25 protein-coding genes are annotated in these 26,430 nt (G+C 66.0%); 17 read left to right on the forward strand and 8 right to left on the reverse strand.

Annotated features, from left to right (window positions below):
* Nucleotides 1–5 precede the first annotated feature (5 nt).
* A complete protein-coding gene (apaG, locus tag RP6297_RS12985) occupies nt 6–380 on the reverse strand; it encodes a Co2+/Mg2+ efflux protein ApaG (protein WP_009242005.1) in 375 nt (124 codons plus the stop codon).
* Nucleotides 381–523: 143 nt separating this feature from the next.
* Here apaG and rpe point away from each other — a divergent pair, with 143 nt between their 5' ends.
* The 9 genes from rpe to RP6297_RS13030 all read left to right on the forward strand — a co-directional run bounded on the left by rpe (nt 524) and on the right by RP6297_RS13030 (nt 8,262).
* A complete protein-coding gene (gene rpe / locus RP6297_RS12990) occupies nt 524–1,249 on the forward strand; it encodes a ribulose-phosphate 3-epimerase (RefSeq protein ID WP_009242004.1) in 726 nt (241 codons plus the stop codon).
* A complete protein-coding gene (gene gph, locus RP6297_RS12995; protein ID WP_009242003.1) occupies nt 1,246–1,977 on the forward strand; it encodes a phosphoglycolate phosphatase in 732 nt (243 codons plus the stop codon). Before rpe ends, gph begins: the two co-directional genes overlap by 4 nt.
* A 401-nt stretch (nt 1,978–2,378) precedes the next feature.
* Nucleotides 2,379–3,911, forward strand: coding sequence for an anthranilate synthase component I (gene trpE, locus RP6297_RS13000; protein WP_009242002.1), 1,533 nt, complete (start codon nt 2,379–2,381; stop codon nt 3,909–3,911).
* A 16-nt stretch (nt 3,912–3,927) separates the two neighbouring features.
* Nucleotides 3,928–4,497, forward strand: coding sequence for an aminodeoxychorismate/anthranilate synthase component II (locus RP6297_RS13005; protein ID WP_009242001.1), 570 nt, complete (start codon nt 3,928–3,930; stop codon nt 4,495–4,497).
* On the forward strand, nt 4,497–4,946 hold the full coding sequence (locus RP6297_RS13010) for a lysozyme inhibitor LprI family protein (protein ID WP_009242000.1): 450 nt from the start codon (nt 4,497–4,499) through the stop codon (nt 4,944–4,946). The genes RP6297_RS13005 and RP6297_RS13010 overlap by 1 nt, the downstream gene beginning before the upstream one ends.
* A 13-nt stretch (nt 4,947–4,959) precedes the next feature.
* Nucleotides 4,960–5,997 carry an anthranilate phosphoribosyltransferase gene (trpD, locus tag RP6297_RS13015; protein WP_009241999.1) on the forward strand — a complete coding sequence of 346 codons (1,038 nt, stop codon included), beginning with the start codon at nt 4,960–4,962 and terminating at the stop codon, nt 5,995–5,997.
* Between the two features lies 1 nt (nt 5,998).
* Nucleotides 5,999–6,802 carry an indole-3-glycerol phosphate synthase TrpC gene (gene trpC / locus RP6297_RS13020; protein WP_009241998.1) on the forward strand — a complete coding sequence of 268 codons (804 nt, stop codon included), beginning with the start codon at nt 5,999–6,001 and terminating at the stop codon, nt 6,800–6,802.
* Between the two features lie 12 nt (nt 6,803–6,814).
* Nucleotides 6,815–7,474 (forward strand): CYTH domain-containing protein, encoded by a 660-nt coding sequence (locus RP6297_RS13025; RefSeq protein ID WP_009241997.1) that lies wholly within the window; start codon nt 6,815–6,817, stop codon nt 7,472–7,474.
* Complete coding sequence (locus RP6297_RS13030) at nt 7,471–8,262, forward strand: uracil-DNA glycosylase (RefSeq protein ID WP_004636661.1); 792 nt, start codon at nt 7,471–7,473, stop codon at nt 8,260–8,262. Before RP6297_RS13025 ends, RP6297_RS13030 begins: the two co-directional genes overlap by 4 nt.
* Before the next feature lie 354 nt (nt 8,263–8,616).
* On the opposite strand, the gene RP6297_RS13035 is transcribed toward RP6297_RS13030, so the two are convergent.
* The 5 genes from RP6297_RS13035 to RP6297_RS13055 all read right to left on the reverse strand — a co-directional run bounded on the left by RP6297_RS13035 (nt 8,617) and on the right by RP6297_RS13055 (nt 15,958).
* Entirely contained in the window at nt 8,617–10,833 is a 2,217-nt protein-coding gene (locus tag RP6297_RS13035) for an FUSC family protein (RefSeq protein ID WP_004636660.1), read from the reverse strand.
* A gap of 11 nt (nt 10,834–10,844) precedes the next feature.
* On the reverse strand, nt 10,845–12,707 hold the full coding sequence (locus RP6297_RS13040) for a M61 family metallopeptidase (RefSeq protein ID WP_009241996.1): 1,863 nt from the start codon (nt 12,705–12,707) through the stop codon (nt 10,845–10,847).
* 67 nt (nt 12,708–12,774) lie between these two features.
* Nucleotides 12,775–13,791 carry an acrylyl-CoA reductase (NADPH) gene (gene acuI, locus RP6297_RS13045; RefSeq protein WP_009241995.1) on the reverse strand — a complete coding sequence of 339 codons (1,017 nt, stop codon included), beginning with the start codon at nt 13,789–13,791 and terminating at the stop codon, nt 12,775–12,777.
* Between the two features lie 78 nt (nt 13,792–13,869).
* Nucleotides 13,870–14,616, reverse strand: a complete 747-nt coding sequence (locus tag RP6297_RS13050) for a DsbC family protein (protein ID WP_009241994.1) — start codon at nt 14,614–14,616, stop codon at nt 13,870–13,872.
* A gap of 46 nt (nt 14,617–14,662) precedes the next feature.
* Nucleotides 14,663–15,958 carry a UbiH/UbiF family hydroxylase gene (locus tag RP6297_RS13055; protein WP_009241993.1) on the reverse strand — a complete coding sequence of 432 codons (1,296 nt, stop codon included), beginning with the start codon at nt 15,956–15,958 and terminating at the stop codon, nt 14,663–14,665.
* Nucleotides 15,959–16,321: 363 nt separating this feature from the next.
* On the opposite strand from RP6297_RS13055, the gene RP6297_RS13060 reads away from it, so the two are divergent.
* Genes RP6297_RS13060 through RP6297_RS13070 form a run of 3 tightly spaced genes read left to right on the forward strand, consistent with a single transcriptional unit; the run spans nt 16,322 to nt 17,558 of the window.
* Nucleotides 16,322–16,711 (forward strand): hypothetical protein, encoded by a 390-nt coding sequence (locus RP6297_RS13060; RefSeq protein WP_009241992.1) that lies wholly within the window; start codon nt 16,322–16,324, stop codon nt 16,709–16,711.
* Between the two features lie 10 nt (nt 16,712–16,721).
* Nucleotides 16,722–17,060, forward strand: a complete 339-nt coding sequence (locus RP6297_RS13065; RefSeq protein WP_009241991.1) for a hypothetical protein — start codon at nt 16,722–16,724, stop codon at nt 17,058–17,060.
* A 24-nt stretch (nt 17,061–17,084) separates the two neighbouring features.
* The gene (locus RP6297_RS13070) at nt 17,085–17,558 is read left to right on the forward strand and encodes a lytic transglycosylase domain-containing protein (protein ID WP_009241990.1); all 474 of its coding nucleotides are present in this window, start codon (nt 17,085–17,087) and stop codon (nt 17,556–17,558) included.
* Between the two features lie 31 nt (nt 17,559–17,589).
* Here RP6297_RS13070 and RP6297_RS13075 read toward each other — a convergent pair whose 3' ends face one another.
* Nucleotides 17,590–17,967 (reverse strand): flagellar protein FliT, encoded by a 378-nt coding sequence (locus RP6297_RS13075; RefSeq protein ID WP_009241989.1) that lies wholly within the window; start codon nt 17,965–17,967, stop codon nt 17,590–17,592.
* A 411-nt stretch (nt 17,968–18,378) separates the two neighbouring features.
* Between RP6297_RS13075 and ychF the strand changes: the two genes are divergently transcribed.
* From ychF to RP6297_RS13095, 4 genes are all read left to right on the forward strand, one after another.
* Nucleotides 18,379–19,473, forward strand: coding sequence for a redox-regulated ATPase YchF (gene ychF, locus RP6297_RS13080; protein WP_037028148.1), 1,095 nt, complete (start codon nt 18,379–18,381; stop codon nt 19,471–19,473).
* Nucleotides 19,474–19,811: 338 nt separating this feature from the next.
* A complete protein-coding gene (locus tag RP6297_RS13085; protein WP_009277671.1) occupies nt 19,812–22,100 on the forward strand; it encodes an ATP-binding protein in 2,289 nt (762 codons plus the stop codon).
* 26 nt (nt 22,101–22,126) lie between these two features.
* A complete protein-coding gene (locus RP6297_RS13090) occupies nt 22,127–22,594 on the forward strand; it encodes a response regulator (protein WP_009241984.1) in 468 nt (155 codons plus the stop codon).
* Between the two features lie 25 nt (nt 22,595–22,619).
* The gene (locus RP6297_RS13095; protein ID WP_009241983.1) at nt 22,620–24,578 is read left to right on the forward strand and encodes a hybrid sensor histidine kinase/response regulator; all 1,959 of its coding nucleotides are present in this window, start codon (nt 22,620–22,622) and stop codon (nt 24,576–24,578) included.
* Between the two features lie 31 nt (nt 24,579–24,609).
* Here RP6297_RS13095 and RP6297_RS13100 read toward each other — a convergent pair whose 3' ends face one another.
* Nucleotides 24,610–24,852: a GlsB/YeaQ/YmgE family stress response membrane protein gene (locus RP6297_RS13100; RefSeq protein ID WP_009241982.1), complete on the reverse strand. Its 243-nt coding sequence runs from the start codon at nt 24,850–24,852 to the stop codon at nt 24,610–24,612.
* A gap of 220 nt (nt 24,853–25,072) precedes the next feature.
* Between RP6297_RS13100 and hemA the strand changes: the two genes are divergently transcribed.
* Complete coding sequence (gene hemA, locus RP6297_RS13105; protein WP_009241981.1) at nt 25,073–26,380, forward strand: glutamyl-tRNA reductase; 1,308 nt, start codon at nt 25,073–25,075, stop codon at nt 26,378–26,380.
* Nucleotides 26,381–26,430 lie beyond the last annotated feature (50 nt).

Consider the following 26,430-nt stretch of genomic DNA (forward strand, 5'->3'; position numbering starts at 1 on the left):
CCCGATCAGTGCAGCATGCGCGGCATCACCAGCGCAAATTCGGGGATGGGCGCCTCGAAACGGTGGCCGTCTTCCGCCACGCAGAAGTATTCGCCGCGCATCGTGCCCACGGGCGTCTTGATGGTCGCCCAGCTCGTGTATTCGAACGACTCGCCCGGTGGCAGCAGCGGCTGATGGCCGACCACGCCAAGGCCGTTCACTTCCTGCACCTGCTCTTCGGCGTCGGTGATCACCCAGTGGCGGGAAATGAGCTGGCTCGGCACGTCGCCGGTGTTGCGGATGGTGATGGTGTAGGCGAAGGCGTAGTTGCCCTGCTCGGGCTCGGATTGCTCCGGCAGATAGCGCGTCCGGACCTGGACGGTGAGTTCGTAGCTGGGCATGTCGATCCACAATCAGAATTGGCGCCCATTGTGCGGCATGGCCGTGGCAGCGGCAAGGCGCGGGCAGACGGCCGATCCGGCTAAAATAGCGCCCTTCTTTGCGCATTCGCGTGAAAGTTCGCGCGCCTTATCCGTCTCCCATCATGTCCGCAGCCATCGATCCGTCCGGTTTCCGCATCGCCCCGTCCATCCTGTCCGCCGACTTTGCCCGCCTGGGCGAAGAAGTGCGCCGCGTGCTCGAATCGGGCGCCGACTGGATTCACTTCGATGTGATGGACAACCACTATGTGCCGAACCTGACTGTCGGGCCGCTGGTCTGCGAGGCGATCCGCCCACACGCGCAAAAGGACGGCAAGCCGGTGCCCATCGACGTGCACCTGATGGTCAGCCCGGTTGATCGCATCATTCCGGACTTTGCCAAGGCCGGCGCCGACCTGATCACGTTCCACCCGGAAGCTTCCGAGCACATCGACCGCTCGCTCGCGCTGATCCGCGACAACGGCTGCAAGGCCGGCCTCGTCTTCAACCCGGCCACGCCGCTGCACTATCTTGACCACGTGATGGATCGCCTGGACATGGTGCTGATCATGTCGGTCAACCCGGGCTTTGGCGGCCAGTCGTTCATCCCGGAGGCGCTGAACAAGCTGCGCGCCGTGCGCCAGAAGCTTGACGCATACCAAGACAAGACCGGCCGAAAGATCCTGCTTGAGATTGACGGGGGGGTGAAGGCCGACAACATCGCCGAGATTGCCAAGGCCGGCGCCGACACGTTCGTCGCGGGTTCGGCCGTGTTCGGCAAGCCGGATGCGGATGGCGGCTACCGGGGCACCGTTGGGGCGTTGCGCCAAGCGTTGGCCTCCCTGGCATGACGACAGGCCTGCTACCCGCCGGCCCCGTTCGCGCCGTCATCATCGACCTCGACGGGACGATGGTCGACACGGCGGGCGACTTCCACGCCGCCATCAATGCGATGCTCGAGGCGCTTGGCGCCACGCCGGACATGCCGTCCGAGGAAGTGGTCGGCTACGTCGGCAAGGGCTCGGAAAATCTCGTACGGCGCGTGCTGGATGCGCGCCTGCCACCCGCCCAGGCCAACAGTCGCTTTGCCGAAGGGCTGGAGGCCTACCAACGCGCCTACATCGCCATCAACGGTAAATACGTAAACGTGTATGAAGGCGTGCGCGAGGGGCTGGCTGCACTGTACGACATGGGTCTCGCCCTCGCGTGCGTGACGAACAAGCCACACGATTTCACGCAGCCGCTTCTGGCGCAACTCGGCCTGAACACGTATTTCGACCTCGTCTACCCAGGCGACGCCTTCCAATATCGCAAGCCCGATCCGTACCCCATGCTGCGGGTGGCCGAGGCATTTGGCGTGGCCCCGGCTGAAATCGTGGCCATTGGCGACTCCGAAAACGACGCCCGCGCGGCCCGTGCCGCCGGCATGCGCGTGCTGGCGGTGCCGTATGGCTACAACCACGGCCAGCCTATACAGGGCGCGGGAGCCGATGCTATAGTCGGGACACTTTTTGCGGCAGCCGAGTTGATCCGGCCCTATGCAGAGCCACGCAACGCAATCTCTGCCGCTTCCAACTGACGATCCATGTTCCTGAATCGCAAACGCGTCGACGCTGGTGGTGACCGGGGGGCCTGGCCCTGGCGGCCCTGGCACGCCCTCGTCCGGGCGTAAGCGTTTGCACGGCTGCTGATCGTTCTTCCTCGGTTTCGGCACTCTGGCGCGCCACGAACGCGCCGCCCAAACCACCCCCGCATCTCCTGCCCCAAACGCTGACCGCCCGCCGGTCTTCCGCTGGCCCGCTTTCGGCTGCGGACGACCCTTGCGGGATCGCACGGTCGCTTTTACGACGTTCGCGCGTTCCCATCCCTGATGTTCTGCTAACGTTCCGACGGCATCATCGACGCTCTTGCGTTTGCCGTGGACCGAATGCATGCCGGCGGGCGAGCACCTGCCCGCCCGGCGAATCGACCTGACCGCTCATGACCGAACTCGAATTCAAATCGCTGGCCGACCAGGGCTACAACCGCATTCCGCTGATTGCCGAGGCACTAGCCGACCTGGAGACGCCGCTGTCGCTGTATCTGAAGCTGGCGCAATCGCACGATCGCGGCACGCATACGTTCCTGCTGGAATCGGTGGTGGGCGGCGAGCGCTTTGGGCGTTACTCCTTCATCGGCCTGCATGCGCACACGCTGCTGCGCGTGAAGGGCAATCGCACAGAAGTGGTCACCGACGGCAAGGTGGTGGAAACGAACGAAGGCAATCCGCTGGACTTCATTGCGGCGTTCGAGCGCCGCCAGAAAGTGGCTCTGCGCCCGGGCCTGCCCCGCTTCTGCGGCGGCCTCGCCGGTTATTTCGGCTACGACGCCGTGCGCTTCATCGAGCCGCGACTGGCTGACACAGCCCCGCCCGATGATCTGCAACTGCCCGACATCCAGCTCATGCTCTGCGAAGAGTTGGCCGTGATCGATAACCTGTCAGGCAAGCTTTACCTCATCGTCTACGCCGATCCGTCCAAGCCCGAGGCCTATTCACGCGCCAAGCAGCGCCTGCGCGCGCTGCGCACCAAGCTGCACCAGCCGGTGGATGTGCCCGTGACTTCGCCGTCGGTGCGCACTGACACCATCCGCGAGTTTGACAAGACGGACTACATCAGCGCCGTACTCAAGGCCAAGGAATACATCGCCGCCGGCGACATGATGCAGGTGCAGATCGGCCAGCGGCTGGTCAAGCCGTTCCGCGATGCGCCGCTGTCGCTGTACCGCGCGCTGCGCTCGCTGAACCCGTCGCCGTACATGTACTTCTACAACTTCGGCGACATGCAGATCGTCGGGGCATCGCCGGAAATCCTGGTGCGTCAGGAAGAGCGTCGTGTGCCGGCTGCTGAAAACAATGGCAACGGCACCGACGAATCCGCCCGCATCGTCACGATCCGCCCGCTGGCCGGCACGCGCCCGCGCGGCAGCACCCCGGAACGCGATGCCGAACTGGCCACCGAACTGCTCAACGACCCGAAGGAAATCGCCGAGCACGTCATGCTGATCGACCTGGCGCGCAACGACATCGGCCGCATTGCCGAAATCGGCTCCGTCAAGGTGACAGACCAGATGGTCATCGAGAAGTACTCGCACGTGCAGCACATCGTCAGCTCGGTCGAGGGGCGCCTGAAACCCGGCATGACCAACATGGACGTGCTGCGCGCGACCTTCCCGGCGGGCACGCTCTCGGGTGCGCCCAAGGTGCGCGCGATGGAGATCATCGACGAGCTGGAGCCGGTCAAGCGTGGCATCTACGGCGGCGCGGTGGGCTACCTTTCGTTCTCGGGCGAGATGGACCTGGCGATCGCCATCCGCACCGGCATCATCAAGGACGGCAATCTCTATGTGCAAGCCGCCGCCGGCGTGGTGGCCGACTCGGACCCGGATGCCGAATGGAGAGAAACCGAACACAAGGCGCGCGCCGTGCTGCGTGCGGCCGAGCAAGTGCAAGACGGCCTCGACGCCGATTTCTGAGGTCAAGGAGAACACCATGCTGCTGATGCTCGATAACTACGACTCCTTTACCTACAACATCGTCCAGTACTTCGGCGAACTCGGCCAGGACGTGCACACGGTGCGCAACGACGAGATCACGATCGAAGAGATCGAAAAGCTGAATCCGGAGCGCATCTGCCTGTCGCCCGGCCCGTGCACGCCGACGGAAGCCGGCATCCTGGTTCCGGCGCTCAAGCACTTTGCGGGACGCATGCCCATCCTGGGCGTGTGCCTCGGGCACCAGGCCATTGCCGATGCATTTGGCGGGCGGGTGATCCGCGCGCAGAAGGTGATGCACGGCAAGGTCAGCACCATCGAGAACACCGGCGTGGGCGTGTTCGCCAATCTGCCGCGGCATTTCAAGGTGACGCGCTATCACTCGCTCGCGATCGAGCGTGAAACGCTGCCCGACTGCCTGGAAATTACCGCCTGGACCGAAGACGGCGAAATCATGGGCGTGCGCCACAAGACGCTGCCGGTGGAAGGTGTGCAGTTCCACCCGGAATCGATCCTGTCGGAACACGGCCACGCGCTGCTCGGCAACTTCCTGAAGGAACGCGTCTGATGCGCGGCGCGTGCGCGATTGCCATGCCGCTGGCGCTGGCGCTGGCGCTGATGGCAAGCCTGCCAGCGATGGCCGGCACGCTCGAAGCCTGCCGCGCCGCCCAGCCCGAGGTCGGCAACGTCGCCCAATGCGTGCAGACCGCACGCAAGGCGGCGCAAGCGGAACTGGCATCTGCCGAATCGACACGCCGCACTGCGTTACGCGCCCGCATCGCTGCCAACAAAAGCATGGACCGCGGCGCCGCCATGGCATTCGACCGCACCGTGCGCGCACACCAACTCTATCGACAGGCCGAATGCGACCTGTCCCGCCGCCTGGCCCGCAATACGCCTGATGCCGACCTGGCTGAAGCCGCGTGCGAGGCCGATCTGTCGCGCGAGCGCATCGGCGCCTTGCGCGACGCCGCACAGCCGGCCACCCCGGCTGCGGCTCCGGCAGCGCCCAACTGAATACGAAACGACCATGACCATTACACCGCAAGAAGCGCTGACGCGCTGCATCGAGCACCGCGAAATCTTCCACGACGAGATGCTGCACTTGATGCGGCTCATCATGCGCGGCGAGATGTCGCCCGTCATGGCTGCCGCCCTCACCATGGGGCTGCGCGTCAAAAAAGAGACCATCGGCGAGATCGCGGCCGCTGCCACCGTCATGCGCGAATTCGCCACCAAGGTCGACGTGCCCGCTGAGGTGTCCGACCACTTTGTCGACATCGTCGGCACGGGCGGCGACGGCGCCAACACCTTCAACATCTCCACCGCCTCGATGTTCGTGGCGGCGGCCGCCGGCGCGCGCATCGCCAAACATGGCGGACGCGGCGTCAGCTCCAAGTCGGGCAGTGCCGATGTGCTCGAAGCGCTGGGCGTGAACATCATGCTCACGCCCGAGCAGGTGGCCGAATCGATCGAAACGGTCGGCATCGGCTTCATGTTCGCGCCCAACCACCACCCGGCCATGAAGAACGTCGCCCCGATCCGCAAGGAGCTGGGCGTGCGCACGATCTTCAACATCCTGGGGCCGCTGACCAACCCGGCCGGCGCGCCGAATATCCTGATGGGCGTGTTCCATCCGGACCTGGTCGGCATTCAGGTGCGCGTGATGCAGCGGCTGGGCGCGAAGCACGCCGTGGTCGTCTACGGCAAGGACGGCATGGACGAGGTGTCACTGGGTGCCGCCACGCTGGTCGGGGAACTGAAGGATGGCGTGGTGACCGAATACGAAATCCATCCGGAAGACTTCGGGCTGCAGATGGTCTCCAACCGCAGCCTGAAGGTGGCCGACGCCGACGAATCCAAAACCATGCTGATCGAAGCGCTGGAAAACAAGCCGGGCACGCCGCGCGAGATCGTCTCGCTCAACGCCGGTGCGGCACTGTACGCGGCCAACATTGCCGGCTCGATCGGCGACGGCATGAAGCTGGCCCGCGAAGCGATCGCCTCGGGCGCCGCGCGCGCCAAGCTCGACGAACTCGTGCGCGTCACCAACCAGTTCAAAGCCTGATATGTCCGACATCCTGCAGAAAATCCTGGCCGTGAAGGCCGAAGAAGTGGCCGCCGCCCGCAAGCACCGCGACCTCGCCAGCGTGCGCGCCGAAGCCGAAGCCAACCGCACCGACAGCACGCTCGGCGCCCGCGGCTTTGCCAGGGCGATGCGCGACAAAATCGCCGCCGGCAACGCGGCGGTCATCGCCGAAGTGAAAAAGGCGTCGCCGTCCAAGGGCGTGCTGCGCCCGAACTTCAAGCCCGCCGACATCGCCCGCAGCTATGCGGAACACGGCGCCGCGTGCCTGTCGGTGCTGACCGACGAGCAGTTCTTCCAAGGCCACGCCGACTACCTGCGCGAGGCGCGCGCCGCCTGCACGCTGCCGGTGCTGCGCAAGGATTTCATGGTCGATCTGTACCAGGTGTACGAAGCGCGCTCGTGGGGCGCGGACTGCATCCTGCTGATCGTCGCCGCGCTGGACCAGGGCCTGATGGAAGAACTCGAAGCCTGCGCACTCGAACTCGGCCTGGACGTGCTGGTGGAAGTACACGACGGCCATGAGCTGGACCGCGCGCTGCGTCTGCAAACGCCGCTGGTGGGCGTGAACAACCGCAACCTGCGCACGTTCGAGACGTCGCTCGACAACACGCTCGGCCTGCTCAAGCACATGCCGGACGATCGCATCGTCGTCACGGAATCCGGCATCCTCACGCCGGACGACGTGCGCAAGATGCGCGCCGCCGCCGTCAACGCGTTCCTCGTCGGCGAAGCCTTCATGCGTGCAGACGACCCGGGCGCCGAACTGGCCCGCCTGTTTGCCTGAGCGCCAGACACAATGGCCCGCGAGATTGAACTGAAGCTGGCCGTATCGGCCGGCGCGCACGACGCACTGGTCGGCTGGCTGGACGCCAATGCGCAGGCGGCCGGCTCGGTGGAATTGGCGAACGTCTACTACGACACGCGCGACCAGGCGCTGGCGCGCAACCGCGCCGCGCTGCGCGTGCGCCGTCAGGGCAGTCAATGGCTGCAGACGCTGAAGACCGCAGCAGTGAGTACGTCCGGTTTGAGCGCCCGCCACGAATGGGAGGTGCCGCTGCAGAACGATGCACTGTCCGTCGATGCCTTCGTCGCCAACAACGCCGCCGAAGCCGCCGACTATGTTCGGCCACACGCCGCTGCGCTCGCCCCGCTGTTCCGCACCGACTTCACGCGCCGCCTGTGGCACGTGGGTGCCGAGGGCGGCGAGATCGAGATTGCACTGGACGCCGGCGCCATCCTCATCCCCGGCACGCAGGCGCGCGAGCCGATCGACGAACTGGAACTGGAGTGGAAACCGGCAGACGACAGCACGCTCGGCGAAGACGCGATTGCAGAGCGCCTGCACGCCTGGACGCAAACGCTGCGTGCCGCCGTGCCGGGCCTCACGCCGCTCGACATCAGCAAGGCGCAACGCGGCTACCAGTTGCGCGAGAAAGCCGTCGGGGGCCAGACATGACGCGACGCGCCAATCCGGCGCAAGCCGCCCTCTTCGATGAACCCGCGGTGGACGCGGCCGACGTGAGTTTCATCCCGCTGGCCCAGCAGTTCGACGCCCTCCCCGCCGACTGGAAGGCGGTCCTCACGCCCTGCATCGCGCAGACCAATTGGCCTGAACTATGTGCCTTTGTCGATGGCGAGCGCGCAGCGGGCAAGCCGATCTTCCCGACGGATGTCTTCCGCGCGCTGCACCTGACTTCGGTGGACGATGTACGCGTCGTCATCCTCGGCCAGGACCCGTATCACGGCACAGGCACCGTGGATGGCCGCGAGATTCCGCAGGCCCATGGGCTGGCGTTTTCAGTGCCGGCGGGTGTGCGCGTGCCGCCAAGCCTGCGCAACATCTACAAGGAAATCGAAGCGGAATTCGGCTGCAAGCTGCCAGGCACCTCCGGCAACCTGGAGGGCTGGGCACAGCAAGGCGTGCTGCTACTGAACACGGTGCTCACCGTCGAACAAGGCCAGGCTGCGAGCCACGCCAAGCGCGGCTGGGAGCGCATCACCGATTGCCTGCTGGAGCAACTCGCACGCGTCGGCCACAAGCGCGTGTTCATGCTGTGGGGCAGCCACGCGCAGGCCAAGCGCGCGCTGCTGTCGGACGGGCATCTGGTGCTGGAGGCGCCGCACCCGTCGCCGCTGTCGGCGCATCGCGGGTTCTTGGGATGCGGGCATTTCAAGACGGCGAATGATTGGCTGGCGGCGCAGCGCCAACCGACCATCGACTGGCTGAAACCGCAGGCCGCTTGAACGGCGCGGGCCAGGCGGCCCATCGACGAGCCGTGAAGTGTCGGCTGCGACCGTCTGGATGCCGCGTTCGACGCTCCGGAACTCAACGTTGAATCTCCGAGACTCGACTTCGACTCTCCGAGGGTCAAATTCGACCTTTTTCGGCTCGAGTTTGAGTCTTCAAGATCCATCGTCGGCCCTCCGAGACTCGACTTCGGCCCTCTGAGGCTGACCTTTGACGCTCGGATACTGGAAGTCGACGGTCTGAAGCTGGACGTCGGCTCTCTGAGCCCCGTTGTCCAGGGTCGGGGGCTCAGCGCAGTCGCGGTGGAAGATCCCGCTGCCGGCGCGGAGCCTTTCAGCCGCCGGCCGCGCCTAGTCCTTCGAAATACGCAGCGCGCGTCCGAGCGCACCACAACGCAATGCGATTTTGGACGTGTCAGCCCGCAGCGCCTGCAGACGCCGCTCTAGCAGGTGCATCGCCGACAGCGATTCGGATTCGGCGGCCGCATCGACCATGCGCGAGCGTGCCGACTGATCGGCGAAGTCGGCTGCGCCCAGCTCCTGTGTGTCGCGAGGGCGCACGCCCCAGCCGCCCTCTTGCACGGCCTGGTCAAAGCGCTCCTGGGCGCGCGCCAGGCTTTCGAGTGCGGCCTCAGCCGTTTGCTCGACCAGCGCCCGCGTATCGGCTTCGTCCAGCTCCTGCGCCCGTTGCCTCACGAGGATGCGCACCGCGGCGACGTGCGCCGCCACGAGGTAGTTCTGCACGATGAAGCGGTTCAGGTTGTCGACGGCACGGTGCCGGCTCTTGGGCTCGTCGAGCATGCGCGCGAAGGCGGCGATGAGCCCCGTGAGCGACTCCATGAACTGCTTGCGCTGCACGCGGTAGACGAAGTCATCCTTGAGCGAGCCGAGCAGCAAGTCGCGCGCGGCTTCGATAAAGCGGCGGTTGGTGCGCAGCACGTCGTCCACCAGCTTGGGAAGGTTACGGTATTCCCAGCTTGGCAGGACGTAGCTGAAGGCCGTGGCGATGGCCGCGCCGATCAGCGTATCGACCAGCCGTTCACCGATGGCGCCCTTGCTGCCGGGCAGCAGCAGGTTGATCTGGATGAGCACCTGCACGCACGCCGCAATCGCCGTGTAGCGGTAGCGCACGGTAACGAACGCGGCGCTGGCGGCGGTGGACAGGTACAGCACGCCCATCAGGATCCACGTCGAATGCGTGTACCGCAGGATCACGGCGGCAATGACGCAACCGATGAGCGTACCCAGCACCCGGTCGAAGTTGCGCTGGCGCGTCATGCTGAACGTCGGCTTGAGAATCACGACGATGGTCAGCAAGACCCAGTAGCCGTGCGAGCTATATGGGAGATGGTCGGCAATCCACAGCCCGGCCGCCACGGCCATGGAAATGCGCAGCGCAAAGCGCAGCACCGGCGAACGCCACGTCAACTCTTCCAGCACCAGCCGCAGCTCGTACTTCTGGCGCGTGAGAAACGGCGTCATGTCGGGACGCAGCAGCACCTGCGACAGCTCGACCGGCGTGGCGGTGGCGGCGTGCAACTGCGCCATGAGGCGGATTGCGCCCCGCACCGTGGCCACCGATTCTTCGAGCGCGGCAATCGCCTCGATCGGCACGCCGTGATGGTTGTGCTGCAGCTCGTGCAGCGCGCCTTCAATGGCGGCCACCTCCTGGTCGTACGACACCGGCGTAGGTGACGGCCGGTCGCGGCCGACGGCATAGGCGACGCCTTCGATGTCCATGCGCAAGCGTTCGATCACGTCGCGCAGCAGGCGCATCACCTCGGCGTCGGCCAGCCACTGGCGCAGCAGCGGGTAGTCGGTGTTGGACGACAGCAGATACTCGTAGATATCGAGCATCCGCATGTGAATCTGCACGAGGCGGCCGTCGCTCGTGGTGCGGTTGTCGCGAAAGACGAAATCGCGCGCCACCTGCTGCTTGTCAGCCACGGCAATCTGCTGGCGCACGAGCGCGTTGAACTGCTCGTCGAAATCCTTGGAGGCGTCGTAGAAGCCGGCTTTGCACTCCACGTACACGGCCAGTTCGTACAGGCATTCGGCCAGCACCTGCTCTTTGATGCGGCGGCGCTGGCCCCACGCCACCGCCATCGCAAAGGCCATGTAGCCGATCGCGCCGAGGAAGAACTGCAGCGTGTGCTCCACTGCTTCGCGGAAGGCGAATTCCTCGGTGAACGTGAGCGTCATGACGAACAGCGCCGCGAACTGCAGCGGCATCGTCTTGTTGCCGTACGCCACCATGAGTCCCGCGAGGAAGCTCACCACCACGATCACCACCGGGAGGATCGCGTACGGCGTCACCACCGCCACGAGAAAGGTGACGGCGGTCGTCAGCAGCACGCACGCCATCATCTCGTTGAACTTGTGCCGCAGCGGGCTGGGCAAATCCATGAGGCTCGTGCACAGCGCACCGATCGACACCACCATCGCGCCCTGCAGGTCCATCACCAGCAGTGCGAGCAGCGTCAGGCCGATCACGCCGGTGGCGGTGCGGATGCCGCGCGAGACGTAATGGCTGTAGAGGAACGTGCGTGGATCGTGGACGTAGTCCATCGGGCGACGCGTCAGGCTGACTTACCGCGTGCCGCGCGCGTGCTGCGCGCCGCTGCCCGTTTGCCCAGCCATGCCGAGCGCAGCGGCGAGGGCTCGGACGCGAGCGCCAGCGTGAACTGCGGCGTGGCGTCGGCAGCGAGCGTTACGTCAAGCTGCATCAATTCGTCGCGACGGAACACATGCACGGGAACGGTGTCGCCGGCGCGGTGGCGCGCGAGCATCTTGTCGAGCTGGCCGGTCGGCACACGCAGGCCGTCTACCGCGACGACCAGGTCGCCTGCAGACAGACCGCCTTGCTGCGCGGGGCTGTCGTCGAAGACCTGCTGCAGCTTGACGAAGCCGTTCTCGGCGCCGATCTTGACGCCCAGCGCAAGCGCGGGGTCTGCCGCCTTGCGCGTGGCGCTGACGCCCATCGCCTTGAACAGCGCCGGCAGCGGCGGGTCGTCGCGCCCCTCGGTCAACTGGCGGACCAGCGTGCGCAGGCGCACACCGGTGGTCTCTTCCATCAGGGTGATGAGCCCGGCTTCGGTCACGCCGCGCTGCGCGTGGCCCGCGGCGTAGAAATCACGGCCGTACGTGACCCACAGGGCGCGCATCACGTCGTCGAGCGAGCGTTCGCCGTGGGTCTGCGTGCGGATTGTGAGGTCCAGCGCCAGGGCCACGAGCGAACCCTTGGTGTAGTAGCTGACGATGGCGTTGGGGGCGTTTTCGTCCTGGCGGTAGTACTTCGTCCAGGCGTCGAACGAGCTTTCGGCCACGCTCTGCTTCAGGCGGCCGCTGCCGCGCAGCACGCCGTTCCACGTCTTGCCGAGCATCTCCAGATACTGCGCTTCGGAAATCAGCCCCGAGCGCACCAGCATCAGATCGTCGTAGTAGCTCGTGAAGCCTTCAAACAGCCACAGCAGCGGCGTGTGGACCTCGCGATCGAGCGCGTACGGCACAAAGGTGGCCGGCTTGATGCGCTTGACGTTCCAGGTGTGGAAATACTCGTGGCTGACGAGGCCAAGGAAGGTGCGATAGCCCTCGGTGGTCTCATCGCGGCCAGTGACGGGCAGATCGGCGCGCGCGCACATCAATGCGGTGCTGGCGCGGTGCTCGAGGCCGCCGTAGCCGTCGGTGGTGGCCATCGTCATGAAGACATAGCGCCGGTTGCTGTCGAGGAACGGCGCCGTGGCGGTCTGCGGCTCGAACAGGCGGATCTGCGCTTCGCAGATGCGCTTGAAGTCGCGGGCGATGCGTTCCAGATCAAGATTCGGCACGCGGCCCGTAAAGACGGCGTCGTGCTGTGCACCGCAGGCCTCGAATGACACCAGCTCGAACGTGCCCATCTCCACCGGGTGGTCGATCAGCTCATCGTAATTGGCCGCTTCGTACCAGCCAAAGCCGTAGCGCTTGGCGCCGGCCTTGCCCGCGATGCGCCCAGTGGCCTCGCGCAACGCGGTGGCCACGCGCCAGCCGCGGTAGGCCTCTCCGGCGGGCGGCTGGATGTCGACCAGGCAACGCTGGTCATCCGCGCCTTCCACACGCAGGAACACCGACGTGCCGTTGAAGAAGCCGTGCGTGGTATCCAGATGCGCGGCGCGCACCGACAAGTCCCACGCATAGACGTCGTAGGAAATCGTCAGCGGCCCGGTACACGGTGCGGCCCACCACGTGTGCTTGTCGACCTTGGTCAGGCGCACCGGCCTGTGGGCGGACGACGCCTCGATCCGCACGATGTTGCGCGCGAACTCGCGGATCATGTAGCTGCCCGGAATCCACGCCGGCAGCGAAAATCGCTGGCCTTGGCTGTCGGGCGCGTCAACCGTGACGGTGACGGTGAAAACGTGCGCCTTGGGCGCGGCGGGGGCGATGGTGTAGCGGATCGGCTTCATGGCGGACATTGTAGCGTTGCCGTCCCATGCTGCCGAAGGCAAATCGTCCGCAAACCGGCTTGCCAGCCTATCGGTTGACGTCGACCACGACCCGCCCGCGCATCTTGCCCGCCATGATGTCGTGTGCAGCGTCGATGGCCTCGGAAAGCGTCACTTCGCGCGTGATGGCGGCCAGGCGATCCGGCAGCAGATCGGCGGCGAGGCGCTGCCACGCGGTCTTGCGCAGCGCACGCGGCGCCATCACGCTGTCGATCCCGCACAGGGTCACGCCACGCAGGATGAACGGTGCGACCGTGGCCGGAAAATCCATGCCCTGCGCAAGCCCGCATGCCGTGACCACGCCGCCATAGCGCACCTGTGCGCACGCGTTGACCAGCGTGTGCGAGCCTACCGAATCGACCACCGCCGCCCAGCGTTCCTTCTGCAACGGCTTGCCGGGGGCGGAAAGCTCGGCGCGGTCGATCACCTCCCTCGCGCCCAGCGCCTGCAGGAAATCGGCCTCGCTCGTCTTGCCGGTGGACGCCACCACGCGGTAGCCCAGCTTGCCGAGCAGCGCGATGGCGATCGAGCCCACGCCGCCCGATGCACCCGTCACCAGGACCTCGCCGTCGCCCGGTTTCACGCCGGCACGCTCCAACGCCAGCACCGACAGCATCGCCGTGTAACCCGCCGTGCCGATCGCCATGGCCTGCCGCGCGTCGAGCCCCGCCGGCAATGCCACCAGCCAATCGCCGGAAAGCCGCGCCTGTTGGGCAAGGCAACCCCAGTGCGTCTCGCCGACGCCCCAGCCGTTGAGCACCACCGCATCGCCCGTCCGCCAGTCCGGATGCGAGGAATCGAGCACGACACCCGCGCCGTCGATGCCGGCCACCATCGGCCATTTGCGCACGACCGGGCCTTTGCCGGTGATGGCCAGGCCGTCCTTGTAATTGATGGTCGACCAGTCCACGCGGATCAGCACATCGCCGGCGGTCACCTCGTTGGCCAGCGCTTCGGGTGCGGACAACGCCGCGTCATCGAGGTCGACGATGTGGGCCAGCGGGCCGCCATCCTGCTTTTCCAGCATCAGCGCGCGAAACGACATACCAAGTCTCCAAAGGTGAGTTGAATGCAAGCGCCCAAAGAAAAAGCGCCGGATCGACCGGCGCTTCCTTCGCGCGAATTATGACTTCTTGAGCGCGGCGAACTTACGCTCCAGCGTGGCTGCATCGATCAGGCCCGGGGCCCGCGAGCCGTCCGGGAAGATGATGGCCGGCGTGCCGGTCACGTTCAGTTGCTGGCCGAGCTTCAGGTTGGCTTCCAGCGGTGTATCGCAGGTGCCGGCGCCGCCCGGGGCGGTCTTGGCGGTCATCCAGTCGCGCCAGGCCTTGGCGCGGTCGGCCGAACACCAGATCTGCTTGGCCTTGGTGTTCGAGTCTTCCGACAGGATCGGGAACAGGAAGGTGTAGACCGTGACGTTGTCGACCTGCGTGAGCATCTGTTCCAGCTTGTGGCAGTACGGGCAGTTCGGATCGGAGAATACGGCGATCTTGCGTGCGCCGTTGCCCTTGACCCACTTCACGGCGCGGTCCAGCGGCAGGTCGGACCACTTGACGCGGTTCAGCTCGGCCAGGCGCTCCTGCGTGAGGTTCGTGGCGGTCTGCGTGTCGAGCAGGTCGCCGTTGAGCACGTAGCGGCCGGTGGCATCGCTGTAGACGACCTGGCTGCCGAGGTTGATCTCGTACAGGCCGGCCAGCGGCGACTTGGTGACGCTCTTGATCTCCACGTTGGGGCCCAGGGCCTTCTGCACGGTGGCCTTGACCTTGTCCAAGGCGGGCTCGGCGGCACCGGCGCTCAAGACATAGCCCGCGCCAATGGCCGCTACAGCCACCGCAGAGGCGATGGCCGCCACCCGAATACGAAACGACATAACGACTCCTGGAACCCCGAAAAACCACAAATCCGCTGAGATGGCCTCAGCCGAGTGCGTGCTTGATCAACAAGCGTTTGATAAATGGCGTCATGCCCACCATGCGCATCCCCGCGTTGCGTACCGTGCGGGGCAGCGCGCCCGGCAGGGCGAACAGTTTGTGCAGACCGTCCGTGGCGGCCGTGAGCGAAAGCAGGTCTTCGCGGCGGGCACGTTCGTAACGGCGCAGCAACCTCAGATCGCCATGATCGCGCATGGTTTCACGTTCCGCCATCACGCGACCGATTTCCGACACATCCCTAAGCCCGAGGTTCATGCCCTGCCCGGCCAGCGGATGGATCACATGGGCGGCATCGCCCACCAGCGCCACGCGCGGCGCGACGGCGCGGCTGGCGTGCTGCAGCACGAGCGGGAAACCTTGCGCAGGCGTGATGTTCGACAAGCGCCCGAAGCGTGCGGCGACAGCGCCACCCGCCGCGGCTTCCACGGCACGGCACAGCGCCTCGGGCGACAGCGCGAGCAGTTCGCGGGCGTGGTCTTCGCTGGCAGACCACACCATCGACACACGCCGATCGGGCAACGGCAGCATCGCAAGGATTTCGCCGCGTACGGGGGGGCCGTCATCCGGCGCTGCGGCCTGCTCGGCGGATGCACCGAGGAACCATTGCCACGCGGTGTCCTGATGCCAGTGCTCGGCCTGGAAGTTGGCTACCACACCAAGCTGCCGATACGGTTTCGCTTCGGCCTGGATGCCGGCCTGCTCGCGCACCCAAGAATGCTTGCCGTCGGCGCCGATCACGCATTCCGCCCGGATCGTCTGCCCATCCGCCAGCGTCAGCTTTACGGCGTCGGCTTCCATTTCGAAACCGGTGGCGGCATGCGGGAACGACTGCACCGTGTGGGCAAAGCGCAGCGCAGTTTCCAGCGCGCGCTCCACGAGCGAAGATTCGGCAATCCATGCCAGCTGCGGCGTGCCGGCCGCGTAGGCGGAAAAATGCAGGTCCGGGTGGGCGTGCTCGCCGCGTGCGGCAGCATCGTCGCCGAAGATCCGCATGTCGTGCACCGGCTGCACGCGGGTCATGTCGAGCGCCGGCCAGATGCGCAATTGCTCGAGCAACGCCTGGGAGCTGGACGAGAACGCGTAAACACGTGCGTCCCACGCGTCCGGCCCGGCGGGTGTGGAGGCTGGGGCGGGTGGCGCGATATGCGCAATGCGCAAGCCGATCTGCGCCAGCCGCAGCGCGCAGGCGCGCCCGACGATGCCGCCGCCCACCACGGCCAAGTGGTAAGGCGCTGCCTCCCGGGAAGCCGCCTTCGAAGTGGAAAACGCGGGTGTATTCATGGTGAGCCGATTATAGCGGCGGGGGGTGTTGCAGCCTTGCGGGCGCGCAAAAGTGTCGCGACAGATAGGGGCGCCGCCGCATACGGGCTCGGTGTGGATGCATCTCGCCCCTGAAGAGGCAAGAAAGTCACTTCAAATCCTTGGCGTCTTCGAAGCATATCGGCTGCACATATGTGCCATGCGCGCCGCATATGTGCCAAAGACGTCGCTATCTGCAAACCCGCGAAGTGACGCCATTTTCACCTCAGCTCCCCGCGCTCAAGTCATACGCCGGGATGGACGATAAAAGCCGGGCAATTCGACGTTTTGAAGGGCTCGGGCCACCGATACAGTGCGGGTCCGATCCACGCATTTCTCATCGCCATGTGGACTTTTTCCGAACGCTCCGCCGCATCTTTGACGCTGGCCGCGCTGCTGGCCCTGGCCGGCTGTGCGCAAATGCCCGCCCAGACGCCTGCCCCGGTGGCCCGCTCCGCGCCCACGGGTGAAGTCATGACGTTCGTCATCCCGCCCGATGCGCTGGGCGCGCACGATCCGCAATTGACCGCTGTGCTGACCAAGGCCGGTGCGTTGGCCGCAGCGCAAAAACGCCCGGCGACGATCCAGGTGGCCGCATTGGCACAGGATTTCCGCTATCTGAACCAGGCGCTGTGGAACGGCGTGCCCGCGCAGCGCGCCGGCTATGTCCGCCTGGAAAACCTGACCGTCAGCGCCAGCCAGCCTTACAGCGTGACGATCCGCATGCAGGACTAAGAGGAACGTCATGCGTATGACCCATCTGCTCTTCCCGCTCACCGTCGGCCTGCTGACGGTACCGGCCGCCTCGGCTTTTGCCGCGCCGCCCGATGCACTGATGCCGGCGACGGCCGCCGCGCCCGACCGCGTCTATCCGCCCCTGCCCTCGCTGGCGATGCTGCCGCCGGGCGGCGGCGCCGAGATCGAGCCCGCGCCTGCCGCCCACACGCGTAGCAGCAAGCGCAAGGTTGTGACAACACAGTGGCGCAAGGCGACCGAGCCGGTGCCGCGCATGGTGGTGTCGGAGGCATCGCACACATATCTGGCCGGTATCGAGCGACAGCTTGAAGTGGCCCTGCAGAAGTAATCCACGATCTCCGCCGGAGCCGTCATGCCCCTCGCCCGCCTTCTTTGCTTGAACTGGTGCCGCCTTGCCGCGGCCCTTTTGCTGGTTGCTTCCAGCGTTGCAGCGCACGCCGCCTCGGGCGATTGCTTCGAGCAGGCCGGGACCTATCAGGGCGTCAACCCGACGGTGCTGCGCGCGATCGTGTGGTTTGAATCGAAGGGCGATGCGGGCGCCATCCATCGCAACGCTGACGGCTCGGTCGACATCGGCCAGGCGCAGATCAACTCGATCCACTTCGGCACGCTGGCGCGCTATGGCGTGCCGCGCCACGCGCTGACCGACGCTTGCGTGAACGTATTCGTGGCGGCCTGGCTGCTCAAGCAAAAAATGGTTCGCCACGGAAACACATGGCGGGCCATCGGCGCGTACCACTCCGAAACGCCCGCCCACCGCGACGCCTATGCGCGCAGCATCCAGCGGGTGCTGATGTCGTGGGGGGAATTGCGGGCCGACCGCTGAATCGGGTCCGGCTCCGGAAGCCGGCTGCCGCTCAGTAGTACGAGACGGCGGCGTAGGCCTGACGTGCGCCGATGGCGCGGCGCTCCCCGCTGACCAGGCGCATCAATTCATCCTGGCGCGGACAGACCAGCGCACGCACACGGGCGTCGTTGGCCAGAATGCGCATCATCAGGTCGCGCTTGCGCTGTACTTCTTCGTGCGACAAGGCCGGGCGCAGACCGTGGCCCAAGCGCTCCATGTGCGCCGCGCATTCGCGCTCCAGCAAGCTCACTTCGTCCCAGTCGCCGCGTTCTGCAGCATCCACCATGTCTTCGGACAGGCTGGCGATGGCCTCGTAGCAGGCGAACAGGCCGGCGCTGTCGGAAACCGTATGGATCGGGCGGGTGGCGGTGGCGACGGTCCAGGACATGCTGTGCTCCAGAATCAAACGTGTTGTTTGCGGGAAGTCAGTGCAATAGGCATGCCCGGCCGGCGCCGAGTCGTCTCCAACTCGCCCATAAATGCCGCTAAAGCCTTTGCCGGCTTGGGTTCTCAGGATACGGAGGGCATCCGGCCGCAGGCGTCGCAGGCCCGAAAAATGGCCGATCGAGGCGAAGTTGTTACGTTTCTGAAACGTAACGCGTAACAGGGTCGTAACGCCTTCCCACCCTGACCCGCCCAGGGCCTTGCTCGAACCGAAGGCGCTTGCATTCCAGGGCTAGACCCCATCCGGAGCGGTTACAATCACGCCTTTCCGTGAACGACGCGCACAGCCCGGATTCCACTGTGCTGCCGCCTCTCCCCGCGTCACGCAACCCCTTGATTCAGAGCCTTTTTCACCATGAGCCTCCAATGCGGCATCGTCGGTCTGCCGAACGTCGGTAAGTCGACCCTATTCAATGCCCTGACCAAAGCCGGCATCGCCGCCGAGAACTACCCGTTCTGCACGATCGAGCCCAACGTCGGCGTGGTGGAAGTGCCGGACGCCCGCCTGCAGGCGCTGGCCGACATCGTCAAGCCCGAGCGGGTGCTGCCGGCGGTGGTCGAGTTCGTCGATATTGCGGGCCTGGTGGCGGGCGCCTCCAAAGGGGAAGGCCTCGGCAACCAGTTCCTGGCCAACATCCGCGAGACGGATGCCATCACGCACGTGGTGCGCTGTTTCGAAGATGAAAACGTGATCCACGTTGCCGGCAAGGTCGACCCGATCGCTGACATCGAAGTCATCAACACCGAACTGGCCCTTGCTGATCTGAGTACGGTGGAGAAGGCGCTGCAGCGCTACACCAAGGCCGCTAAGTCGGGCAACGACAAGGAAGCCGCCAAGCTGGTCGCCGTGCTGGAAAAAGCACAGAAGGTGCTGGACGAAGCCAAACCCGTGCGTGGCCTGAACCTGACCGACGACGAGTGGGCAACGCTCAAGCCGCTGTGCCTGATCACCGCCAAGCCGACCATGTACGTTGCCAACGTGCGCGAAGACGGCTTCGAGAACAACCCGCACCTCGACGCGGTGCGCAACTACGCCGCGCAGACGAATTCGCCGGTGGTGGCCGTGTGCGCCGCCATCGAAGCCGAAATCGCAGACCTGGATGACGCCGACAAGGCCGAATTCCTGGCCGACATCGGCATGGACGAACCCGGCCTGAACCGCGTGATCCGCGCGGCCTTCAAGCTGCTCGGCCTGCAAACCTACTTCACCGCCGGCGTGAAGGAAGTGCGCGCCTGGACGATCCATATCGGCGACACGGCCCCGCGCGCCGCAGCGGCCATCCACACCGACTTCGAACGCGGCTTCATCCGCGCCCAGACCATCTCGTACGACGATTTCATCCAGTACAAGGGCGAACAGGGTGCCAAGGAAGCCGGCAAGATGCGCGCCGAAGGCAAGGAATACATCGTCAAGGACGGCGACGTGCTGCACTTCCTGTTCAACGTCTGACCCCGCGCACGTTCAACGAGAAAGCCCCGCAGTGATTGCGGGGCTTTTTTCATGGGCGAGGCGCAAGCACGCAGCGGTGGCCCGCCAGACGAATGCCGTCCCCACCCTTGTAACGTTGAGGCGACCCAGCATCACTTTTTTACACGCGGGCAAGTGAACAAGACGGCTTTGATGCTCGGCAAGGCCCATCGCTGCGCCATTTTCACGTCGCTGGCATGCCGGTTGCGTGCAACACCGCAGATACGCTGAACCCCGGCAGGCCGCTTCCGCCCGGGGCAGCCCGCCGCCCCGACTGGCATTCAGCCAGGACCGTTGGGGCGGCGCACTCGCCCAACGCCATGAGTTCGCAATCGCCTCCGCCCTTGTCTGCAGTTGACGACATCGACGCCTCGCCCGGTATCGGCAGCAACGCTGCCATCCAGTCGCGCGGGGTGCTGCTGTGTCTGTCCGAACCTGATCTGCGCATCCACCAGGTGAGCGAAAACCTGGAAGCCGCACTGGGTACGCCACTGGCTGCCGCGCTGCAGGCGCCTGTTGACCGTGTCATCGGCACCGCAGGGCGCGAGGTGCTGGAGCGCGCCCTGGGCACGCACAGCGTCGACGGACACCCCCTGTATATCGGCACACTCCTGACACCGCACGGGCACGCGCTCGACGCGGTGGTACATCGGCACAAGGGCACGCTCATCCTGGAGGTGGAACCCGCCGTGCATGCGGCCGACGGCGCGTTTGCGTCGATATATCCGCTGGTGCGCACCTTCGTCGCCAGCCTGCAAGCCGTAGGCACGGTCGATGCGCTGACGGACCTCGCCGCGCGCGAAGTACGCCGCCTCACCCACTTCGGCCGCGTCACGATTTACCGCATTGAGCGCGATGGTTGCTTGGGGGCGCTAGCCGAAGCGCGCGACGATGCCTATGACACGCTGGTCGGTACCCACCTGTCTGGCGCCGGTATGACGCCCGAACTGCGCAATCTGTATGGCCACAACCCCTTGCGCCTGGTGGCAGACGTCGACGACACACCGGTGGGCCTGGTGCCGCCGCTGCATTCGTCCACTGGGCGGACGACCGATCTGACCTACGCGGCCCTGCGCGCGGCCTCCGATGCGCAGCGCGAAACCATGCGCCGCATGGGCGCGAAGGCATCGCTCACGCTGGCGCTTACGGTGCGCGGGAATCTCTGGGGCTTGATCGTCTGCCACCATGCCACGCCGTGTTCGCTGTCGTTCGAAGTGCGCACGGCATGCGAACACCTGGCGCAGATTCTGTCGCTGCAGATCGAAGCGAAGGAAGATCGCGCCGAGATCGCCCACCGGCTGGAACTGCGGCGCATCCTGGTGCGCCTGCTGGCCGCGATGGCCGACCGTGACCATTTCCACGAAGGCCTGCTCGAACATCCCGCCGATCTGCTGCGCTTTGCCTCGGCCAGCGGCGCCGCCATCGTTCGCCAGGGCGAGTGCGTGCGCATCGGTGCCGCGCCTGACGAAGCCAGCATCCTGCGCCTGACCGAATGGCTGGCCAATGCGCACCCCGGGGAGGTCTTCCACACCGACCGTCTGGCCGTCACCTACCCGGACGGCGCCGCGCTGCTGCCGCAGGCCAGCGGCGTGCTGGCCGTGCAGGTTTCGCAGCTGCATCGCCACTACGTGCTGTGGTTCCGCCCCGAAACCCCGCACACCGTGCGCTGGGCAGGCGACGTACCGGACGCGGCCATCGCCCACGACAGCCAGCACGTGCTGGGCCGCACCCGCCATTGGCAGGAGCGCATCGCGCACACTTCGCGCCCGTGGCGCACAAGCGAAGTGGAAACCGCCGCGGAGTTCCGCTACGCCGTCCTGAACATCGTGCTGCGCCGCGCGGAAGAAGCCGCGGAGTTGGCCAGCGAACTGCGCCGCGCCAACCACGAACTGGAAGCGTTTTCGTATTCCGTATCGCACGACTTGCGCGCGCCGCTGCGCCACATCGCCGGCTATGCCGAACTACTGGACGAGATGGAGGGCCAGCACGTCTCGGAGCGGGGGCGGCACTTTCTGCAGACGATTTCCGAGTCGTCGCGTTTTGCGGGCAAGCTCGTCGACGACCTGCTTACCTTCTCGCAGATGGGCCGCGGCGCGCTTCACCTGACCGATGTCGACCTTGCCCTGCTGGTGCGCGGCGTTGTGCGCGATCTGACGGTAGACCAGGGGCGGCGCCACATCGAATGGAACATCGGCGCCTTGCCAGTGGTGCGCGCCGACCCGGCATTCCTGCAACTGGCGATGCGCAACCTGCTCTCCAACGCAGTCAAATACACGCGCGGCCGTGACCCGGCGCGCATCCATATCGACGCCGAACAGACCGACGCCGAAACCATCGTGCGCATTGCCGACAACGGCGTGGGCTTCTCGATGGAATACGTGGCCAAGCTGTTCGGCGTGTTCCAGCGGCTGCATCGCATGGACGAGTTCGAGGGCACTGGCATCGGCCTGGCCAATGTGCGGCGCATCATCGATCGCCACGGCGGCCGCACCTGGGCCGAGGGCGAGCTTGATCGCGGCGCGACGTTCTACTTTGCGCTGCCGCGCACGCCCGACCCGCTGGCAGCATCCGGGGCGGGCCTCCGAACACCCATGACTCGCGATGCCTGATCGTTCTTTCCACGTTGATCGTCACCATGCTCAAACCCATCCTGCTCGTTGAAGACAATCCGAACGACCTCGAGCTGACCCTGCTGGCGCTGGAGCGCAGCCAGCTTGCCAACGATGTGGTCGTCACCCGCGACGGCGCTGAAGCGCTGGACTACCTGCACGCGCGCAACCTGTACGCGCAACGCGTGCCGGGCAACCCTGCCGTGGTGCTGCTCGACTTGAAGCTGCCCAAGGTCGACGGGCTGGAAGTGCTGGCCGAGATCCGAGCCACGCCCGTGCTCAAGAGCCTGCCCGTGGTCATGCTCACGTCGTCGCGCGAAGAAACCGATCTGCTGCGCAGCTACGAACTGGGCGTCAACGCCTACGTGGTCAAACCGGTGGAGTTCCGGGCGTTTGTCGATGCGATTGCCGACCTGGGCGTATTCTGGGCGGTGCTCAATGAACCGCCGCCCGGCTCCACCCGGGCACGCCGCACATTGCTGCCGGCAAGCTAGCGGCCCATCCGGAGCATTCGCCCCCATGCCCAATCTTCAACTGCTGCTGGTCGAAGACAATCCGCTCGACGCAGAACTTACGCGCGCACGGCTGGAAACCGCCAACCTGCAGGCTGACATCACGCTGGTCGACAACGAAACCGACTTCATCGCCCAACTGAGCGCGCGGACCTTCGACGCCATCCTGGCCGACTACATGCTGCCGCAGTTCACGGGGGCTGAGGCGCTCGACATTGCGCGCCGCATGGCGCCGCAAACGCCGTTCATCTTCGTATCCGGTGCGCTGGGCGAGGAGCACGCGGTGGACATGCTCAAGCGTGGCGCCACCGATTACGTCATCAAGCAGCGACTGCAACGCCTGCCCGTGGTGCTGCTGCGGGCGCTGGCCGAGGCGGCCGAACGCCGCCAGCGCATCGCCGCAGAGGCTGCCCTGCGCGAAGCGGAAACGCACTTCCGATTGCTGATCAATGCGCTCAAGGAGCACGCCGTGCTCTCGCTCGACCCGCAGGGCATCGTGCGCACATGGAATGCGGCGTCGCGCAGCATTCTTGGTTATGCGCGCGAAGACATCCTCGGCAAATCGGCCGAGATTCTCTACCCGCAAGCCGCGCGCGAGGCCGGTGAATTCCAGCGCAAGCTCGAACGCGTGCGCCGCGAAGGCAGCCTCACCGACGACCGCTGGATGCTGCGCAAGGACGGCACGCCGTTCTACGCATCCAGCGTGGTCACCGCCATCCACAACGAGACGGGGCAACTGGTCGGCTTCTCGAAGATCATCCGCGACTCGACGGAAGAGCGCATCGCGGCCGACGCCCTGCGCCGTGCCAAGGAAGAAGCCGAGACTGCCAACCACGCCAAGGACCACTTCCTGGCGGTGCTCTCGCATGAGCTGCGCACGCCGCTCACGCCCATCCTGACCGCCGTGCATCTGCTGGAACTGCGTCAGGACCTGCCGGCGTATGCGGTCGCGCAGCTCGAAGTCGTGCGCCGCAATGCCGAGCTGGAAGCGCGCCTGATCGACGACCTGCTCGACATCACCGGCATTGCGCGCGGCAAGCTGGCCGTGAGCTTTGCGCTGGTCGACCTGTATCCGCTTTTGGAGAGCACGCTGGAGATATCGCGCAACGACATGCAGGCCAAGCGGCTCTCGCTCAAGACGCGCTTCGAGGCGGGCCGCAGCCGGCTGTACGCGGACGGCGCGCGCATCCAACAAGTGATCTGGAACCTGGTGCGCAACGCGGTCAAGTTCACGCCCGAAGGCGGCGCCATCGAGGTGCGCGTCTGGAACCCGTCGGCCTCCACCGTGGCCGTGTCCGTGAAGGACAACGGCATCGGCATTGAGCCCGACGCGCTACCGCGCATCTTCTCGGCGTTCGAGCAGGCCGATGCATCGATCACACAGCGCTTTGGCGGGCTTGGCCTGGGCCTGGCGATTGCCTATGCGCTGGTGCAGAAGCATGAAGGCTCGCTGATTGCCGAGAGCGCCGGCCGCCACGAGGGCGCCACGTTCACACTCACGCTGCCGCTGGCCACCGAGATGGTGCAGCCCGAGACGCCGCCGTCGCCGCCCTCGCCACGCGCCCAACCGACGCGCGGCCTGCACGTGCTGTTGGTGGAAGACAACGCCGATACGGCCGAAGCCATGTCGCAGATGCTGGAGATCCTTGGCCACACCGTCACCGTTGCCAATGGCGCGCGCACGGCCATGCAAGCCGCGGAGTCTGGCGCGTTCGATCTGCTGATCAGCGATATTGGTCTGCCGGACGGCAGCGGCCTGGACGTGGTGCGCGTATTTGCGGAGAGGCAGGCTGCCCCGTCGATCGCTATCACCGGCTACGGCATGGAAGACGATATCGCCCGGTGCCGTGACGCGGGCTTTACGGATCACCTGACCAAACCGGTGGATTTCAAGCGGCTGGAAACGCTGATGGCCGGTTATCTGGCCGCGCGCGACGCGCGCACTACCGGCGTGGGCGCAAGCTGAGCCGCGCCAGAATGCCGCAGTGGCAGTTGCCTTAGCGGCGCACCAGGCCCCATGCCGCAGGCAGCAGCGTGGCGCCCACCACGGCGGCCGTCCACGCCATGATCTGGCCATCGGCATACAGGTGGGCGAATTGGCCGCTGTAGTAACCGAGCAACGCGCCGAGCCCGCCCGTTACCAGCGCAGCCGCCCATCCCAGGCGTTTGCCTGCGGGATGCAGCCAACGCGCCGCCACGCCCACCGCCAGCCCGATCCAAAGCGGCCCGATCCACCCCATGCCTGTTCTCCGTATTGCCCTTGAGCGATTCAACTGGACGCGTACCTTAGCGCAGGACGGTGCAGAAGGCCACGATCGCACTGCGCGTCGCGCGTGACGAATAATCGACATTCCTCAATACATATCACCAGATTTGACCTGCCGCCTGCTCATCAGGGGGCCGGGCGTTATAATCCGAAGTGCTCAAAATTCGTGCCGTTCCTTTAACCGGCCGCCCCACATGCAGTTGCTGACGCTCGGAATCAACCACCACACTGCGCCGCTTTCCCTGCGCGAGAAGGTGGCGTTTCCGCTCGAGCAGCTCAAGCCCGCGCTGGGCACGCTGCGCCAGCATTTGCCGCACCTCCGAAGCACGGCAGAAGCCGCCATTCTCTCCACCTGCAATCGCACCGAAATCTACTGCGCCACCGACGGCAACCTGCCCGAGCAGACCGCGCACGAGCATGCGATTCGCTGGTTGGCACAGCACCACAACATCGACCCCGGCGAACTTGCGCCCCATGTGTATTCGCTCGGCCAGTCGCTGGCGGTACGCCACGCGTTTCGCGTGGCCAGCGGGCTCGATTCGATGGTGCTGGGCGAGACCCAGATCCTCGGGCAGATGAAAGACGCCGTGCGCACCGCCACCGAGGCGGGCGCCCTGGGCACGTACCTGAATCAGCTGTTCCAGCGCACCTTTGCCGTGGCCAAGGAAGTGCGCGGCACGACAGAGATCGGCGCGCATTCCGTGTCGATGGCCGCTGCCGCCGTGCGCCTGGCGCAGCGCATCTTTGAGTCGATCGCCGATCAGCGCGTCCTGTTCATCGGCGCCGGCGAGATGATCGAGCTGTGCGCCACCCACTTCGCCGCGCAGACGCCACGCGAAGTGGTGATCGCCAACCGCACGCTGGAACGCGGCGAGAAGCTCGCCGAATCGCTGTCGAACCAGGGCCTGAATGCCCGCGCCGTGCGTCTGGCCGAACTGCCGACCAAGCTTGCCGAGTTCGACATCGTTGTGTCGTGCACCGCCAGCACGCTGCCCATCATCGGCCTGGGCGCCGTGGAGCGCGCCATCAAGCAGCGCCGCCACCGCCCGATGTTCATGGTCGACCTGGCGGTGCCGCGCGACATCGAACCCGAGGTTGCACGCCTGTCCGACGTGTTCCTCTACACCGTGGACGACCTTGGCGCCATCGTGCGCGAGGGCAACGCGCTGCGGCAGGCCGCCGTGGCGCAGGCCGAGGCCATCATCGAAACGCGCGTGCTGAACTTCATGCACTGGCTCGATGCGCGCAGCGTGGTGCCGATCATCCGAGATCTGCACGCGCAGGCTGAAACGCTGCGCCAAGGTGAACTGGAACGCGCTCAGCGCATGCTCGCGCGCGGCGACGATCCGGCGCTGGTGCTCGAAGCGCTGTCGCAGGCGCTCACCAAGAAATTCCTCCACGGCCCGACGCATGCCCTGAACCATGCGCAGGGCGAAGGCCGCGAACAGCTCATCGACCTGTTGCCGGCGTTGTTCCGCCAGTCCAGCCACTCCGAGCGCTAGCGGCCAGCGCTTCGCTCGCGCGCCGCCCGCTTTCACTCCGGCACGCAACC

The organism is Ralstonia pickettii (genome assembly GCF_016466415.2).
In the GTDB taxonomy this organism is placed as follows: Bacteria; Pseudomonadota; Gammaproteobacteria; order Burkholderiales; family Burkholderiaceae; genus Ralstonia; species Ralstonia pickettii.

Coding starts and splice junctions, on each gene's coding strand:
- apaG (WP_009242005.1), bottom strand. CDS start 380: ATGCCCAGCTACGAACTCACCGTCCAGGTCCGGACGCGCTATCTGCCG.
- rpe (WP_009242004.1), top strand. CDS start 524: ATGTCCGCAGCCATCGATCCGTCCGGTTTCCGCATCGCCCCGTCCATC.
- gph (WP_009242003.1), top strand. CDS start 1,246: ATGACGACAGGCCTGCTACCCGCCGGCCCCGTTCGCGCCGTCATCATC.
- trpE (WP_009242002.1), top strand. CDS start 2,379: ATGACCGAACTCGAATTCAAATCGCTGGCCGACCAGGGCTACAACCGC.
- RP6297_RS13005 (WP_009242001.1), top strand. CDS start 3,928: ATGCTGCTGATGCTCGATAACTACGACTCCTTTACCTACAACATCGTC.
- RP6297_RS13010 (WP_009242000.1), top strand. CDS start 4,497: ATGCGCGGCGCGTGCGCGATTGCCATGCCGCTGGCGCTGGCGCTGGCG.
- trpD (WP_009241999.1), top strand. CDS start 4,960: ATGACCATTACACCGCAAGAAGCGCTGACGCGCTGCATCGAGCACCGC.
- trpC (WP_009241998.1), top strand. CDS start 5,999: ATGTCCGACATCCTGCAGAAAATCCTGGCCGTGAAGGCCGAAGAAGTG.
- RP6297_RS13025 (WP_009241997.1), top strand. CDS start 6,815: ATGGCCCGCGAGATTGAACTGAAGCTGGCCGTATCGGCCGGCGCGCAC.
- RP6297_RS13030 (WP_004636661.1), top strand. CDS start 7,471: ATGACGCGACGCGCCAATCCGGCGCAAGCCGCCCTCTTCGATGAACCC.
- RP6297_RS13035 (WP_004636660.1), bottom strand. CDS start 10,833: ATGGACTACGTCCACGATCCACGCACGTTCCTCTACAGCCATTACGTC.
- RP6297_RS13040 (WP_009241996.1), bottom strand. CDS start 12,707: ATGAAGCCGATCCGCTACACCATCGCCCCCGCCGCGCCCAAGGCGCAC.
- acuI (WP_009241995.1), bottom strand. CDS start 13,791: ATGTCGTTTCGCGCGCTGATGCTGGAAAAGCAGGATGGCGGCCCGCTG.
- RP6297_RS13050 (WP_009241994.1), bottom strand. CDS start 14,616: ATGTCGTTTCGTATTCGGGTGGCGGCCATCGCCTCTGCGGTGGCTGTA.
- RP6297_RS13055 (WP_009241993.1), bottom strand. CDS start 15,958: ATGAATACACCCGCGTTTTCCACTTCGAAGGCGGCTTCCCGGGAGGCA.
- RP6297_RS13060 (WP_009241992.1), top strand. CDS start 16,322: ATGTGGACTTTTTCCGAACGCTCCGCCGCATCTTTGACGCTGGCCGCG.
- RP6297_RS13065 (WP_009241991.1), top strand. CDS start 16,722: ATGCGTATGACCCATCTGCTCTTCCCGCTCACCGTCGGCCTGCTGACG.
- RP6297_RS13070 (WP_009241990.1), top strand. CDS start 17,085: ATGCCCCTCGCCCGCCTTCTTTGCTTGAACTGGTGCCGCCTTGCCGCG.
- RP6297_RS13075 (WP_009241989.1), bottom strand. CDS start 17,967: ATGTCCTGGACCGTCGCCACCGCCACCCGCCCGATCCATACGGTTTCC.
- ychF (WP_037028148.1), top strand. CDS start 18,379: ATGAGCCTCCAATGCGGCATCGTCGGTCTGCCGAACGTCGGTAAGTCG.
- RP6297_RS13085 (WP_009277671.1), top strand. CDS start 19,812: ATGAGTTCGCAATCGCCTCCGCCCTTGTCTGCAGTTGACGACATCGAC.
- RP6297_RS13090 (WP_009241984.1), top strand. CDS start 22,127: ATGCTCAAACCCATCCTGCTCGTTGAAGACAATCCGAACGACCTCGAG.
- RP6297_RS13095 (WP_009241983.1), top strand. CDS start 22,620: ATGCCCAATCTTCAACTGCTGCTGGTCGAAGACAATCCGCTCGACGCA.
- RP6297_RS13100 (WP_009241982.1), bottom strand. CDS start 24,852: ATGGGGTGGATCGGGCCGCTTTGGATCGGGCTGGCGGTGGGCGTGGCG.
- hemA (WP_009241981.1), top strand. CDS start 25,073: ATGCAGTTGCTGACGCTCGGAATCAACCACCACACTGCGCCGCTTTCC.